The sequence below is a fragment of the Thiogranum sp. genome (assembly GCF_058323355.1).
The window spans coordinates 99,518-114,674 of the sequence record NZ_JBTTIO010000059.1; the positions used below are offsets into that span (position 1 = coordinate 99,518).

Genomic DNA, 15,157 nt, shown 5'->3' on the forward strand with positions numbered 1-15,157 from the left:
GGTACCTCCAGGGGATCAGCCCATATGTTTACAATCCGACGAGTTCGACACCGGGCCGCGCATGAATAATATTTTTGTTTTTGATATCGAGACCATTCCGGATGTCGAGAGTGGTCGCAAACTCTACGATCTGCAGGATCTTGACGATGCCGATGTGGCCAAGGCCATGTTCCACCTGCGTCAGCAAAAGACCGGTAGCGAGTTTCTGCCCCTGCACCTGCAGCGGATTTGCGCCATTTCCGTGGTGTTGCGTCACAATGACAAGGTCAGGGTCTGGTCACTGGGCGAACCGGGTGCAGATGAAGCGGAACTGGTGCAGCGGTTTTTCGATGGGATAGACAAGTTCACACCGACACTGGTGTCATGGAACGGTGGCGGATTCGACCTGCCGGTCCTGCACTACCGTTCACTGTTGCACGGCGTGCAGGCGCCGCGCTACTGGGATACCGGTGATGATGACCGGGATTTCAAATGGAACAACTATCTCAGTCGTTACCACGCGCGCCATACCGACCTGATGGACGTGCTGGCCGGCTACCAGATGCGCGCCAACGCCAAACTCGATGAGGTGGCGACCATGCTCGGTTTTCCCGGCAAGATGGGCATGAGCGGCGCAAAGGTGTGGGATGCGTTTCATGCCGGTGATATTGAAGGTATTCGTGATTATTGCGAAACCGATGTACTGAACACCTGGCTGGTATACCTGCGCTTCCAGTTGATCCGCGGGCACCTGACACACAAGGCCTACGACCAGGAGCTGGAATTGCTGCGTGAAACACTGGGGCAGGAGAACAAGCCGCACTTCAGTGAATTCCTGCAACACTGGCGGGTCAATGGGTAAACGTCGCAGAAAGCCAAAACTGCCCAACTACCCGGTACGGGTTACGATCGAGTCCATGACCCACGATGGACGTGGGGTGGCGCATGTTGAGGGCAAGGCCGTCTTTATTGATGGCGCATTACCCGGTGAGGAACTGAGCTTTCTGTATACGGGGAAATCACGCAAACATGATGAGGGCAGGTTGTGTGAGCTGTTTCAGGCTTCGGAACAGCGGGTCGAGCCGAAATGTGCATATTTTGAAATCTGTGGCGGTTGCAGTCTCCAGCACCAGGCGCCGGCCAGCCAGATACTGGCCAAGCAGCAGACCCTGCTGGACAACCTGGAGCGTATCGGCAAGGTTACACCGCAGCGGGTGCTCGACGCGCTGACCGGGCCGTCCTGGGGGTATCGCACCAGGGCGCGTCTGGGCGTTAAATATGTGCGCAAGAAAGGACGTGTGCTGGTCGGTTTCCGTGAAAAGCGCAAACCGTTTCTCGCCGATATCCGGCGCTGTGAGGTATTGCATCCCTCCGTGGGCGAGCGTCTCGATGAGCTGGCGAAGTTGATTCAGGGTATGCAGGCACGTGAGCGCATTGCACAGATCGAAGTCGCCGTGGGTGAGCCGGCCACAGCGCTGGTGTTCCGCAACCTCGACCCCCTGTCGGACAGTGACACACAAATATTGAAAGATTATGCCGTGAAGACCGGCCTGCACATCTGGTTGCAGCCGGGTGGTCCGGATACGGTCGCGCCTTTGTGGCCGGATGCGTCACAACTGTCCTGTCATCTGCGCGATCATGATATCGAAATACAGTTCCAGCCGACTGATTTCACCCAGGTGAATGTCGATATCAACCGCGCCATGATTCGCCAGGCGCTGGCGCTGCTGGATCTGGACAAGGACAGCCGGGTACTGGACCTGTTCTGCGGGCTGGGTAATTTCACTTTGCCACTGGCGCGTCATGCGGCGCACGTGACCGGCGTGGAAGGGGATGCCGGGCTGGTGCAAAGGGCACGGCAAAATGCCGAATACAACAACATCGGCAATGTGGAATACCATGCCGTTGATCTCACCCTGGACCCGGCGGGACAAAGCTGGATGCAGCAGCAATACAGTCATATTCTGCTTGACCCGCCACGCAGTGGTGCACAGGAAATGATGCCGTATATCGCGACACTGGGTGCGGAGCGTATCGTCTATGTGTCCTGTCACCCCGGGTCGCTGGCGCGTGATAGCGGGCTGCTGGTTAATGAACACGGCTACCGGCTGGTTGCCGCCGGTGTCATGGATATGTTCCCGCACACGGCACATGTGGAGTCCATGGCCCTGTTCGAGAAGGTTAATGGCTGAGATAAAGGACATGGCGGTGACAAGCGGGCGCTATAGCTGGGAGCGGGTGATGGGTATTGTCCGCGAACACCGACGTGAGCTGTTGTTCGCAAACGCCATCGCCATACTTGCTGTGCTGGTCAGTGTGCCCCTGCCGCTGATGATGCCGTTACTGGTCGATGAGGTGTTGCTCAAGGAGCCCGCAACGCTGGTCGGTGCCATGAATCGGCTGTTCCCGGAAAGCTGGCACGGGCCGGTGTTGTATATTACCGCTATTTTACTTACCACTATTGTGTTGCGCTTTGCCAACGTGATGTTGACGGTGTTGCAAACACGACAATTCAGTTTTATCTCCAAGGATGTTGTATTTCGTATCCGTCGTGATTTGTTATTACGCCTGCAGCGAATTTCACTGGCCGAGTACGAAGCCATGGGTAGCGGTGAAGTGACGTCGCACTTTGTGACTGACCTGAATGCCGTTGATGAATTCATTGGCATGACAGTGAGTAAATTCCTGATCGCCGTGTTGTCACTCATCGGTGCGGCAGGGGTGCTGTTGTGGATGCACTGGAAACTGGCCTTGCTGATCCTGTTTCTCAACCCGGTGGTGGTGTATTTTACCGTGTCGCTGGGCAAGCAGGTCAAACAGCTGAAACGTCGTGAAAACCAGGCCTTTGAGGTTTTTCAGGGTGCGCTGACAGAAACACTGGATGCTATCCAGCAGGTCCGGGCCGCTAACCGTGAAGGCTATTACCTCAAGCGCGTGATCGATCGGGCCTGGAAGATAAAACAGGACTCGGCGGCTTTTTCGTGGAAGAGCGATGCCGCCAGTCGCCTGTCGTTTTTTGTTTTCCTGGTGGGTTTCGATCTGTTTCGTGCTGTCAGTATGCTGATGGTGGTTTATTCCGGGCTCAGCATCGGCGAGATGATGGCGGTGTTCGCCTACCTGTGGTTCATGATGGGACCGGTGCAGGAGGTGCTGAATATCCAGTATGCGTTCTATAGCGCGCGTGCAGCACTGGAGCGCATCAACAGTCTGCTTGATTTGCGTGAAGAGCCTCGTTATCCCACCGAACAGAATCCGTTCGAAGGTCGGCGTGGTGTTTCTGTACAGGTAGAGGATGTCCATTTCGCCTACCGTCCTGACGAGCCGGTACTGAATGGTGTCAGTCTGAATATCGAGGCCGGACAGCGCGTCGCCCTGGTCGGCGCCAGCGGCGGTGGAAAGTCCACTCTGGTACAGGTGTTGCTCGGCCTCTACCAGCCGCAACAGGGGCAGATCTGTTTTGATGGTGTGCCGGTACAGAAGATTGGACTCGAGGTGGTACGTGAGCATGTCGCCACGGTGCTACAGCACCCGGTGCTGTTCAATGACAGTGTGCGCAACAACCTGACGCTGGGGCGGGACTACCCGGATGACCGGTTGTGGGAGGCATTGCGTGTTGCACAGATGGAAGACAGCGTGCGCGATATGCCGCAGCAACTGGATTCACAACTGGGCCGGCAGGGTGTGCGCCTGTCCGGTGGGCAGCGCCAGCGCATGGCGATTGCGCGTTTGTTGTTGAATGACCCGCGGGTGGTCATTTTTGACGAAGCCACTTCGGCGCTGGACACCGAAACAGAAGCGCACTTGCACGAGGCGCTCAAACCCTTCCTGGAAGGGCGCACAGTGTTGATTATTGCGCACCGCCTCAGTGCCGTGAAACAGGCCGATCATGTCTATGTTTTCGAGAACGGGCAGATTGCCGAGCAGGGTACGCACAGGGATCTGCTCAAGGCAGACGGTTTGTACAGCCGCCTGTATGGTTGATGGATGTCGGGGTGTTCACTCAATTGAAGCTAAAGTAAAACGTCGATCCTTCGCCGGGTATGCTTTCAGCCCACACCTGCCCCCTGTGTCGCTGGATAATGCGCTGAACCGTGGCGAGCCCGATACCGTTGCCCGCATATTCCTTGCCGTGCAGGCGCTGGAAGGCGGTAAACAGTTTGTCCGCATAGTTGCTGTTAAACCCGCAGCCATTGTCACGGATGAAGAAGACTGTCCGGCCGTCCTGTTCGGTCGCGCCGAATGCGATACAGGTTTCCCCGCTATTTTTGCTGCTGTATTTCCAGGCGTTGTCGAGCAGGTTTTCCAGCACGATCCGTAACAGCTCAGGGTCGCCTTCGGTGTGCAGCTTGTCGGTGATTACCCATTCAGCGGTGCGGGAGGGTTCCTGCTGGTGAAGCCGGGCCGATATTTCACGGGCGGCCTGTGACAGGTCAACGTCAGTGTGACGGATATCCTTGCGCGTCACGCGTGACAGAACCAGCATGGCGTCGATGAGTTCACCCATATGCCTGGCGGCGCCTGAAATCCGCTTCAGGTAGTCCTTGCCGGTTGCGTCCAGTTGTTCGCTGTTGTCTTCCAGTAGCGCTTCTGTGAAACCGCGGATGCTGCGCAGCGGTGCGCGCAAATCGTGCGAGACAGAATAGCTCAGGGATTCCAGTTCCTGCTTGAGGATTTCGACCTGTTGTTCCAGTCCGTTATCCTGCGCCTGGCCAGAGAGATTGTCCCGGACAGGAGGCGCTGATGGTATGTGGCGTTTGGTTTCAGACATGTAGGCCGGGTTCGTAGTACTGTGTGCGATGCCGGTAGTCTAACCTGTGGGCCAGCGACTGCAACAATTGCAGGTTTATGCAGTCCATGCGGTGATTACAGGCGGTACCAGCGTTTTGACAGGGCCCTGAACACCCGCTGCGGGTACCAGGTCTTGCCGACACTGCCATTATAGCGGGCCAGTGCCCGTGTCCGGTCGCCTTTTTCCCTGTCGAGGTAGAGGCGCAGGATGGTGCAACCCATGCGCAGGTTGGTGTGGATGTCGAACAGGTCATCGTTGGGGCGGCCGATTTCATCCAGCCAGAAAGGCATCACCTGCATCAGGCCGCGTGCGCCGGCGTGTGAAATGGCAAAGCGGTCGAAGTTGCTCTCCACCTCGATCAGCGCCAGTACCATTTCCGGTGGCAGGTTGGCGCGGGTAGCTTCGTAATGGGCGGTTTTCAGGATCAGCAGGCGTTCTTCGGGGTCGGAGATTTTACCCGCCAGCCGCTTCGACATGTCCGTTAGCCAGACCTCGGCAGCGAAGCGGTCTGCAAAGCTGTCGGAGGATTGTACGGCATGGATGAGCAGTTCGCGCATCTCGGCGTCGGGGCGTTCCTGGGTGGCGGCATTGATCACACCGCAGTACAGGAGGGCGAGCAGGGGCAACAGACAAGTCAGTCCCCGGATGCCGTCATTCCGGCGTATGCCGGAATCCAGGGCCGTCAATGCATTGGGTACCGGCCTTCGCCGGTATGACGAATGGGCCGGGGTTGTCTCAGGCCAGTTGTGATTTGAGGAAGGCGACAATCTCATCACGCGCAATGTCCTGGTTGTCGCCACCGCTGCGCGATTTGTACTCCACCAGCCCCTTGTCCAGATTTTTTTCACCAATTACCACCCGATGCGGTATACCAATAAGCTCCATATCGGCAAACATGACCCCGGGCCTTACCTCTCTGTCGTCAAAAATGACATCCAGCCCGGCGGCCAGCAGTTGTTCGTAGAGTTCCTCGCAGGCTTCGCGCACCCGGTGTGACTTTTTGCGGTTCATGCCCAGCAGTGCGACCTGGAAGGGCGCCAGCGCGGAAGGCCAGCGGATGCCATGGTCATCGTGGTTCTGCTCGATGGCGGCGGCGATGACACGCGACACGCCAATACCGTAGCAGCCCATTTGCATGATAATTTCCTTACCGTTTTCATCCAGTACAGTGGCTTTCATGGCACGGCTGTATTTGTCCCCGAGCTGGAACACGTGACCGACCTCGATACCGCGGGCGATCTTTGCCACGCCCTTGCCGTCCGGGCCGGGGTCGCCCTCGACGACATTGCGGAGGTCGGCGACCTGCGGTTCCGGGCAGTCACGGCCCCAGTTGACGCCGGTCAGGTGTTTGCCGTCGACATTGGCGCCACACACGAAGTTGGCCAGCTGTGCGGCGGAATGGTCAGCGATGACCGGGATTTCCAGCCCGACCGGGCCCAGCGAGCCGGCGCTGCAAGCTGCCGTCGCGCGAATCTGTTCCTCGCTGGCCAGGGTGAGCGGTTGCGCCACCTGTTGCAGTTTTTCCGCCTTGATTTCATTCAGGATGTGGTCGCCGCGCAGACACAGCGCTACCACGCCACCTCCGGTACCTTCCACCAGCAGGGTCTTGAGGGTTTGTTCCGGTTTGACATCGAGTGCCTTGCATACCTCCTCAATACTGTGCGCAGCGGGTGTATCGACGGCCCGTTTTTCAGCTGTGGCAGCCGGGCGTTCACCTGCAGGCGGTAACGCTTCGGCCAGTTCAAGGTTGGCGGCATAGTCGCTTTCGCTGGAAAACACGATAGCGTCTTCCCCGGAATCGGCCAGCACATGGAACTCGTGGGACAGAGCGCCGCCGATCGAACCGCTGTCGGCACGCACGGCGCGGAAGTCCAGCCCCAGCCGGGTGAAGATGCGTGTATAGGTGTCGTACATCAGCTGGTAGGTTTCATCCAGCGAGGCCTTGTCGAGGTGGAACGAGTAGGCGTCCTTCATGAGGAATTCACGCGCGCGCATAATGCCGAAGCGTGGCCGGATCTCGTCACGGAACTTGGTCTGGATCTGGTAATAGTTGACCGGCAGTTGCTTGTAACTGCGCACTTCGCGGCGTACCAGGTCGGTGATGATTTCCTCGTGGGTCGGGCCGATGCAGAACTCGCGGTTGTGGCGATCCCTGAAGCGCAGCAGTTCCGGCCCGTACTGTTCCCAGCGACCGGATTCCTGCCACAGTTCGGCGGGTTGCACGGCGGGCATCAATAACTCCAGCGCGCCGGCCCGGTCCATTTCCTCACGCACAATGGCTTCAACCTTGCGCAGTACGCGCAGGCCAAGTGGTTGCCAGCTGTACAGGCCGGCGGCGATCTTGCGGATCATGCCGGCGCGCATCATCAACTGGTGGCTGATGACTTCAGCGTCGGCGGGGGTTTCTTTTACGGTGGCGAGGGGGAAGCGGGAGACTTTCATTCGGGTTTCATCAATTGTCCGGGAATATGACGCAGGATTGTAACGGTGGGGCCGGAATTAGGGAAACGCTGATTTTTCTTTCTGTCACGCATCAGATGCAAGGGGGCTTCGAGTCGTGGCCCTGCACGGTGGCTCTTTCATGGCTTCGGCGCAGGCATGCGCAAGGCGCCATGAAAGAGCCATCGCACAGACCTGAAAAGCTAGAATGTCCCCCCATCCCACCCCCACATATGCCGGGCGGCATCAGCAAATTCGATATACACGCGGTCAGCCGGCAGGCCCAGCGATGTGTTGAGCAGGTTGCAAAGGCTACTCGACAGCTCAGCCGTCTGTGATTCAGGCAGCCCGATACTCTTCAGTTCCAGGTAGGCGAGCGGGTCGTCGCTGCCACCAAACAACATGCGGGGATTGTGTTCGAGACTGACCATCACGTAGCGCTCGGGTTTGCCCAGCAGCCCGGCGATGCTGGCCGAGGCATCCCTGATCAGGGCCTTTGCGGTTGTTTCATCGATGGCCTGGCTGGTCTGGATTTTTAGCAGCGGCATGTTCGGTCTCCTCCGTCATGGTCGGGCTTCAGGAACAGTTCTCCTTGAGATATTGTTTCGATTCATTGATGCGACGACGGGTTTCGTTCTCGTCAAGGCGCTGGACCGTGCCGTCCGGCATGCGATAGCGGCGGTTGCCGCCACGTTCCAGCAGTTGTACGGTTTTTCGTGCGTTGTCGCAGTTCTGTTTCAGTTGCGCGGCGCGTTCCCGGTCCTGTTTCTCCATCAGTGCCTTTTCCCGGTCCTGGCCCTGTTTCTCTTCCAGCGCCTTGACGCGCTCCTGCAGGCCGGGGCCGGATTTACCGGACGAGGCAGGTGCGCGTGGGGCTTTCATCCGTTCGGCTTCGACCCCGGCAGGGGGGAACTGGCCGAACTGGGTGTTGCCATGCTCGTCCTTCCATTTATACATGGCGGCCTGGGCGCCGCCAGCCATCGCCACTAGCAGGATGGCGCTGATGAGTGTCCGAGCGTTCATGTAAACCCCCTTGGTTGTCGTCGCATTTCAGATACTTACCACGCATAAACGCGTGCGGCAAGTCATGGGTTCACGGCAGCGGCGGGAAAACGTTGAGCAGGTCAGGGTATTCCGTTTAAAACAGGTCTGGATTCTGTCCGGAAACGGTGGCAATATTAGCCAGTTCTGAACCTGCACTTTTGTGCATGTGCCCGATATACGGGCTTTTTTTCTGGTTTTTTGACTTTTGTCTGCACCCGGGAGATGAAACAGGTGGAGCTGACTGGCGCGGAAATTTTTGTACGCAGCCTCGAAGCGCAGGGCGTCAAGCATGTGTTTGGCTATCCCGGCGGCGCGGTGTTGCCGATTTACGATGCACTCGACCAGCGCGATACGGTCGAGCACATTCTGGTGCGCCATGAGCAGGCTGCGACGCACGCCGCTGATGGCTATGCGCGCTCCACGGGCCGTCCCGGTGTGGTGCTGGTGACCTCGGGTCCAGGTGCAACCAATGCGGTGACCGGTATCGCCACCGCCTACATGGATTCGATTCCGCTGGTCGTATTTGCCGGCCAGGTGCCGACCGCGATGATCGGTAACGATGCCTTCCAGGAAGTCGACAATGTCGGTATCACCCGTCCCTGTGTGAAACACAATTTCCTGGTCAAGGACGTGAAGGACCTCGCGCTTACCATCCGCAAGGCGTTTTACGTGGCGACGACCGGTCGTCCCGGGCCGGTGGTCGTCGATATTCCCAAGGACGTCAGCACGCTGAAGGCGGAGTTCCATTATCCGAAACGCATCAAGATGCGCTCCTACAACCCGGTCACCAAGGGGCACCCACGGCAGATCAAAAAGGCTATTGAGCTGATGCTGTCGGCAAAACGGCCCATGCTGTATACCGGTGGTGGCGTGATTCTGGGTAATGCCAGCAAGCAGCTGGTTGAGATGACGAAGCTGCTGAATTTCCCCATCACCAATACACTGATGGGGCTGGGCGCCTACCCGGCGACCGACAAACAGTTTGTCGGCATGCTGGGCATGCACGGTACCTACGAAGCCAACATGTCCATGCACAACTGTGATGTACTGATTGCCATCGGCGCGCGCTTCGACGATCGCGTGACCGGCAACGTGGAAAAATTCTGTCCCACGGCAAAGATCATCCATGTGGATATCGACCCGGCCAGCATTTCCAAGAATGTTGGCGTCGATGTGCCGATCGTCGGCCCGGTCGACCAGGTGTTGAAGGAAATGATTGCCCAGATGAAGGCCGGCAAGGCAAAGCCGGATGCGGCGGCACTCAAGGCCTGGTGGAAGCAGATCAACGAATGGCGCGCCATGGATTGTCTGAAATACAGTACCGACAGCGAGCACATCAAGCCGCAGGCGGTGGTCGAGACCCTGTACAAGGTCACGAAGGGCAATGCCTTTGTGACCTCCGATGTGGGCCAGCACCAGATGTTTGCCGCACAGTTCTACAAGTTCGACAAGCCGAACCGCTGGATCAATTCCGGCGGGCTGGGCACCATGGGCTTCGGCCTGCCCGCGGCGATGGGTGTACAGGTTGCACACCCCAAAAGCACCGTGGCCTGCATTACCGGCGAAGGCAGTATCCAGATGTGCATCCAGGAGTTGTCGACCTGCCTGCAGTACGGCTTGCCGATCAAGATCATTAACCTGAACAACGGTTTTCTCGGCATGGTGCGCCAGTGGCAGGAGTTCTTCTACCAGGGCCGCTACGCCAGTTCGTATATGGAATCGCTGCCGGACTTTGTCAAGCTGGCGGAAGCCTATGGACACGTCGGCATGCAGATCAGCAAGCCGGAAGATGTCGAGGGCGCGCTGAAGGAAGCCATGAAGCTGAAAGATCGCCTGGTGTTCATGGATTTCCTGATCGACCCGAGCGAGAACGTCTATCCCATGATCCCGGCCGGTGCCGGCCTGAATGAAATGATACTGGTGTAAGCATGCGGCATATCATCTCTATACTGATGGAAAACGAGGCAGGTGCACTGTCGCGTGTGGCCGGGCTGTTTTCGGCGCGTGGCTATAACATCGAGTCACTGACGGTAGCGGCGACCGAAGACCCCTCGCTGTCGCGCATGACGCTGGTGACCACCGGCACCGACCAGATCATCGAGCAGATCACCAAGCAGTTGAACAAGCTGATTGACGTGGTGAAGCTGATGGATATGTGTGAAGGCGCGCATATCGAGCGTGAAATGATGCTGATCAAGGTACGCGCGACCGGTGACGGGCGCGAAGAGATCAAGCGCATGGCGGACATTTTCCGCGGGCGTATCATCGACGTGACCGACACCTTGTATACCATTGAAGTGACCGGCACCAGCGGCAAGCTGGACGCCTTTATTGAAGCAATCGACGCGGCCGACATCATTGAGGTGGTGCGGTCCGGCGTGACGGGCATTGCGCGCGGTGAACGCGCCTTGCATGTGTAACGAATTTGAAATCCAGTCAGGGTACAGAGCTATGGCACTAAACATTTATTACGACAACGACGCAGACCTTTCCATCATCAAGGGTTCGAAGGTCAGCATTATCGGTTACGGTTCGCAGGGGCATGCACATGCCAACAACCTGAAGGACTCCGGTGTGGAGGTTACCGTCGGCCTGCGTGAAGGTTCGATTTCCGAAGCCAAGGCGAAGAACGCCGGGCTGACCGTCAAGTCGATCGAGGATGCCGTCAACGGCGCCGACGTGGTAATGATCCTGGCGCCGGACGAACACCAGGCGAAGCTGTACCGCGACAAGATCGAGCCCAACATCAAGAAGGGCGCGGCGCTGGCGTTTGCCCACGGCTTCAATATTCATTACGAACAGATCGAACCGCGCGCCGATCTCGATGTCATCATGATTGCGCCCAAGGGCCCGGGCCACCTGGTGCGTTCCATGTACACACAGGGCGCCGGTGTGCCTTCATTGATCGCCGTGTTCCAGGATGCCAGTGGCAAGGCAAAAGACATTGCGCTGTCCTACGCGTCGGCGAATGGCGGTGGTCGCGCCGGTGTGATCGAAACCTCCTTCAAGGAAGAGACCGAAACCGATCTGTTCGGTGAACAGGCGGTATTGTGTGGCGGTGCCACGGCACTGGTGCAGGCCGGTTTTGAAACGCTGACCGAAGCCGGTTATGCGCCGGAAATGGCTTACTTCGAGTGTTTGCACGAACTCAAGCTGATTGTCGACCTGATGTACGAGGGTGGCATTGCCAACATGCGCTACTCGATTTCCAATACCGCCGAATACGGTGACCTGACCCGCGGCCCGCGCATCGTGACAGCAGAAACCAAGGCGGAAATGAAGCGCATCCTGACCGAGATCCAGAATGGTGAGTTTGCCCGTGAGTTTATCCTGGAGAACCAGGCCGGTGCCGCCACACTGAAGGCCAAGCGTCGTCTGGGCCGTGAGCACCAGATCGAGCAGGTCGGTCAGAAGCTGCGCGGCATGATGTCCTGGATCAGCGATAATAAAATCGTCGATAAAAAGGTCAACTAACCCGTAATCATCCGGGGCTGCGTTTGCAGCCCCGCTTTTTTTCGAGCCCCACGCCATGGCGACAGGCCGTTATCCCTATTTCTCCCGTGCAGGCTGGCTGCCGTTCCTGGTGGTTGCTGTTGCCGGACTTGTTGTTGCCGATACCGCTGGCTGGCTCTGGTCATTGCCGTTGTGGCTGCTCTGCCTGTCCATTGTTTTTTTATACCGTGACCCGAAGCGGGACATACCCGCCAGCCCGCTTGCGGTCGTAAGCCCTGCTGACGGTGTTGTTGCCCGGGTGGAAAACACCCGCGATCCCTACCTTGATCGCGATGCCATCCTGGTGGTGATCGACATGAGTCATATCGGCGTTTACAGCACGCGCAGCCCGGTGGAAGGGAAAGTGATGGAGCCGCCGCACGATGGTGGTGCCGACCGGCCGCACGGTGTCTGGCTGAAGACCGATGAGAATGACGACCTGGTTATCGTTATGCACCGCGGGCCGTTGCGCAGCCTGCCGCGCTGCTATGTGGGTATCGGGGAGCGGGTCGGGCAGGGGCAGCGTTGCGGTTATATCCCGATGGGCGGGCAGGTGGAGATCTATTTGCCCTGTAACAGCCGTGTGCAGGTGAAGGCCGGCTCGCACGTCAGGGCCGGATCTGATGTAATAGCTTCTCTGGTCCACAAATAGGCTTTGCGCCCGGGCAACAGTATGGACGAAGAACAGCAGGCTCGACCCCGTCGCCGGGGTATCTATCTCCTCCCCAACCTGTTTACCACAGCCGGTCTGTTTGCCGGGTTTTACGCCATTGTGTCGGCCATGAGCAGTAACTTCGAGGTGGCGGCGATAGCCATCTTTGTCGCCATGGTCATGGACGGGATCGATGGCCGTGTCGCGCGCCTGACCAATACCCAGAGCGAATTTGGCGTGCAGTACGACAGCCTGTCGGACATGGTATGTTTCGGGCTTGCGCCTTCACTGATTGTTTTCGAGTGGGCGTTGCGCAGTATGATCGAGCAGGGCTGGATCTGGAGCAAGCTCGGCTGGTTGTCCGCCTTTGTGTATACCGCCGGTGCCGCGCTGCGCCTGGCACGTTTCAATACCCAGGTTGACAGCGCAGACAAACACTACTTCCAGGGTTTGCCCAGTCCTTCCGCGGCCGCGGTACTGGCCGGGCTGGTGTGGTTCAGCGAGGACAACAACCTCAGTGGTGAGGACATGTGGATGGTGGGTGCTGTGCTGGCCGCCGCCATGGGGGCGCTGATGGTCAGCAATGTGCGCTACTACAGCTTCAAGGAAATCGATTTCAAGAACCGTGTTCCCTTCGTGGCGCTGGTGCTCACCGTGGTGGTTTTTGTGGTGATTTCCAGTCATCCGCCCAGCGTGCTGTTTTTTGGTTTCCTGCTGTACGTGATCTCCGGCCCGGTGGTGACGCTATACCAGATACGCCAGCGTCGCCGTCAGCGACGACGTTCCCGGTAACCCGCACACCGACGGATGACAGATTTTCCGGCGATTTCCCGATATTAATTGTCGTTTACGTCAAAAATATTAAATATACGCCATAATTTGTCAGTATTGACAACTATAGAACTACGCTATACTTGTCAAACATGACAATATCTCTCGAAAAACACGACACGGTCGTGGCCAGTCTGATGCAGGATATTCTCCGCCAGGCACGCGATCGCGGCTGGTCGCAGGCTGAACTGGCGGAGCGGGCCTCGGTGCCGGATTCGAGCATTTCCCGTATCAAGCGTACCGGGCGAGCGGACCTGGCCACACTGGCGAGGCTGGCCGGTGCGGCAGGGCTGAGGCTGACGCTGGTGCCGGACAGTGATTTCACGGAAAAACTGACCCGCGGAGATTTATTCTGATGCAGGACGTGCAGCTCAGTATCTGGACACGTGCCGGCGGGCAGCCGGTCAAGATGGGCAGCCTCTATGTCACGGATACCGACGCACGTTTTTCCTACGCGCCGGACTTTGTCGGGAGTGGTCTTCCGGGCCTGAGCCTGGTGTATTCCCCGCAACTGTTTGCCGACACGACCATTGTCCACCATCAGAGTGGTTCCCTGCACCCGCGCTTCCGCGCACTGATACCCCCCGCTGATGAACAGAATTTCCAGCGCAAGCTGATGCTGGCATTCCTGCGCGAGAAAGGCATTGAGCCAGGCAGCGGTTTCGAGGCGGACCTGGCGTTGCTGGCGCATACCGGACACGGCGGTATCGGGCATGTCGATGTGTTTACCGATGACGATGCCGCGCAGCGCTGGTATACCCGTGACGACAGTGGTCCGCTGGTGCCGATTGGCGACCGCTTCGGTTTTTCGCTCAAGGACATGATTTCCTGGCTGGATGCGGATGCGCGTTTTATTCTCGAAAGCCTGGGGCCGACGCCATCGGTGGGTGGCGCGATTCCCAAGTTGCTGGTGGCGATACCCGCCCAGGGCTGGGACGGTCGCATCAGTCTGCCGAATCGCGTTGCACGCGATGACCGCATCGATGTGGTGCTCAAGATTGAGCGCACCCAGGCGTATCCCGGGCTTGTTGCGCTCGAAGCACTTGCGCTCGACCTGCACCGGGAAGCCGGCTTTGAAACACCGCGCTACTGGTTTGCGGAAGTTGGCGGCCTGCCGGCGCTGGCGGTGGAACGTTTCGACCGGGGGGCTGGCGGTCTCCCGCTGCCGATGGAGAGTCTGTATTCATTACTGGCATCCGGCGCAAAGGATATTGTCCGGCACACAGATGGTTCGCTGGACCGTATCGGCAAAGTCATAGACCTGGCCGAGCCGTTGCTGGTAGCGGACAAAAAGACGGCAAGAATCCATCTCCTGGAACGCCTGCTGCTGTCCCTGTTAACGGGTAATGGCGATTTACACCTTGAGAACCTGTCCCTGGTGGGCGCGGCGGGCGAAGCGCATTTTTCACCGGTCTACGATCCAACGCCAATGCGTGCCTACAGTATGCACAACATGGTGTGTGCCGTAACCTTCGGTGGGTACGGTGAGAACCCGGACGCGGATGACCCGCTGCAGGCAGCGTGTATACAGTTTGCACATAACATCGGGTTACGTCGCGCAGAGCTTGGGCGCTGTGTGGAGCGTTTGCTGCAAGTGACAGCCGACTATGGCGAACGGGTCGCGGCGCTGGAGGTCTTGCCCGTCGAGAACCGTGAACGTCTGGTTGGAATTCACCGTGACATGCAGCAGCGTCTGCGCGGACTACGGTTGTAGTAATGACGGCTAGTCATGATCAGTGTTATCGATCCACTCCGACCAGTCACTGCGATTCTCGGCCACGTGGAACAGTGCGGCGACCACATGGCGGTCATACTTGCTGCCGGCTTCTTTCAGTAACTGGTCCAGCGCTTCTTCAATACTCACCGCCTGCCGGTAGGCGCGCGGGCTGACCAGTGCAACAAAGGCATTGGCTACCGCCAGTATGCGGGCA

At 58.2% G+C, this 15,157-nt stretch carries 16 protein-coding genes; 10 read left to right on the plus strand and 6 right to left on the minus strand.

Annotated features, from left to right (window positions below; all coding sequences use genetic code 11):
• Positions 1-61: 61 nt before the first annotated feature.
• From ACW81B_RS08800 to ACW81B_RS08810, 3 genes are read left to right on the plus strand one after another with little or no spacing between them, the layout of a single operon-like run.
• Positions 62-841 (plus strand): 3'-5' exonuclease, encoded by a 780-nt coding sequence (locus ACW81B_RS08800; RefSeq protein WP_491579849.1) that lies wholly within the window; start codon positions 62-64, stop codon positions 839-841.
• Positions 834-2,171, plus strand: a complete 1,338-nt coding sequence (rlmD, locus tag ACW81B_RS08805; RefSeq protein ID WP_491579850.1) for a 23S rRNA (uracil(1939)-C(5))-methyltransferase RlmD — start codon at positions 834-836, stop codon at positions 2,169-2,171. Before ACW81B_RS08800 ends, rlmD begins: the two co-directional genes overlap by 8 nt.
• On the plus strand, positions 2,164-3,960 hold the full coding sequence (locus tag ACW81B_RS08810) for an ABC transporter ATP-binding protein (protein ID WP_491579851.1): 1,797 nt from the start codon (positions 2,164-2,166) through the stop codon (positions 3,958-3,960). Before rlmD ends, ACW81B_RS08810 begins: the two co-directional genes overlap by 8 nt.
• A 19-nt stretch (positions 3,961-3,979) precedes the next feature.
• Here ACW81B_RS08810 and ACW81B_RS08815 read toward each other — a convergent pair whose 3' ends face one another.
• The 5 genes from ACW81B_RS08815 to ACW81B_RS08835 all read right to left on the minus strand — a co-directional run bounded on the left by ACW81B_RS08815 (position 3,980) and on the right by ACW81B_RS08835 (position 8,230).
• Positions 3,980-4,747: a sensor histidine kinase gene (locus tag ACW81B_RS08815; RefSeq protein WP_491579852.1), complete on the minus strand. Its 768-nt coding sequence runs from the start codon at positions 4,745-4,747 to the stop codon at positions 3,980-3,982.
• A 95-nt stretch (positions 4,748-4,842) separates the two neighbouring features.
• Complete coding sequence (locus ACW81B_RS08820; RefSeq protein ID WP_491579853.1) at positions 4,843-5,454, minus strand: lytic transglycosylase domain-containing protein; 612 nt, start codon at positions 5,452-5,454, stop codon at positions 4,843-4,845.
• A 49-nt stretch (positions 5,455-5,503) separates the two neighbouring features.
• On the minus strand, positions 5,504-7,210 hold the full coding sequence (locus ACW81B_RS08825; RefSeq protein ID WP_491579854.1) for a proline--tRNA ligase: 1,707 nt from the start codon (positions 7,208-7,210) through the stop codon (positions 5,504-5,506).
• A 200-nt stretch (positions 7,211-7,410) separates the two neighbouring features.
• Positions 7,411-7,755, minus strand: a complete 345-nt coding sequence (locus ACW81B_RS08830; RefSeq protein WP_491579855.1) for a phenylpyruvate tautomerase MIF-related protein — start codon at positions 7,753-7,755, stop codon at positions 7,411-7,413.
• Positions 7,756-7,783: 28 nt separating this feature from the next.
• Positions 7,784-8,230, minus strand: a complete 447-nt coding sequence (locus tag ACW81B_RS08835) for a DUF4124 domain-containing protein (protein WP_491579856.1) — start codon at positions 8,228-8,230, stop codon at positions 7,784-7,786.
• Positions 8,231-8,473: 243 nt separating this feature from the next.
• Here ACW81B_RS08835 and ACW81B_RS08840 point away from each other — a divergent pair, with 243 nt between their 5' ends.
• The 7 genes from ACW81B_RS08840 (at position 8,474) to ACW81B_RS08870 (ending at position 14,940) form a co-directional block, all read left to right on the plus strand.
• Positions 8,474-10,177, plus strand: coding sequence for an acetolactate synthase 3 large subunit (locus ACW81B_RS08840; RefSeq protein WP_491579857.1), 1,704 nt, complete (start codon positions 8,474-8,476; stop codon positions 10,175-10,177).
• A gap of 2 nt (positions 10,178-10,179) precedes the next feature.
• Complete coding sequence (ilvN, locus tag ACW81B_RS08845) at positions 10,180-10,671, plus strand: acetolactate synthase small subunit (protein ID WP_491579858.1); 492 nt, start codon at positions 10,180-10,182, stop codon at positions 10,669-10,671.
• 31 nt (positions 10,672-10,702) lie between these two features.
• A complete protein-coding gene (ilvC, locus tag ACW81B_RS08850) occupies positions 10,703-11,725 on the plus strand; it encodes a ketol-acid reductoisomerase (protein WP_491579859.1) in 1,023 nt (340 codons plus the stop codon).
• 55 nt (positions 11,726-11,780) lie between these two features.
• Entirely contained in the window at positions 11,781-12,395 is a 615-nt protein-coding gene (locus ACW81B_RS08855; protein WP_491579860.1) for a phosphatidylserine decarboxylase, read from the plus strand.
• Positions 12,396-12,416: 21 nt separating this feature from the next.
• Positions 12,417-13,187: a CDP-diacylglycerol--serine O-phosphatidyltransferase gene (pssA, locus tag ACW81B_RS08860; protein WP_491579861.1), complete on the plus strand. Its 771-nt coding sequence runs from the start codon at positions 12,417-12,419 to the stop codon at positions 13,185-13,187.
• A 131-nt stretch (positions 13,188-13,318) separates the two neighbouring features.
• Positions 13,319-13,582, plus strand: a complete 264-nt coding sequence (locus tag ACW81B_RS08865) for a helix-turn-helix domain-containing protein (protein WP_491579862.1) — start codon at positions 13,319-13,321, stop codon at positions 13,580-13,582.
• Positions 13,582-14,940: a type II toxin-antitoxin system HipA family toxin gene (locus ACW81B_RS08870; protein WP_491579863.1), complete on the plus strand. Its 1,359-nt coding sequence runs from the start codon at positions 13,582-13,584 to the stop codon at positions 14,938-14,940. Before ACW81B_RS08865 ends, ACW81B_RS08870 begins: the two co-directional genes overlap by 1 nt.
• Positions 14,941-14,949: 9 nt before the next feature.
• Here the strand turns inward: ACW81B_RS08870 and ACW81B_RS08875 are convergent.
• Positions 14,950-15,157, minus strand: a 208-nt coding sequence (locus ACW81B_RS08875) for an HD-GYP domain-containing protein (protein WP_491579864.1), incomplete at its 5' end; no start/stop codon positions are given.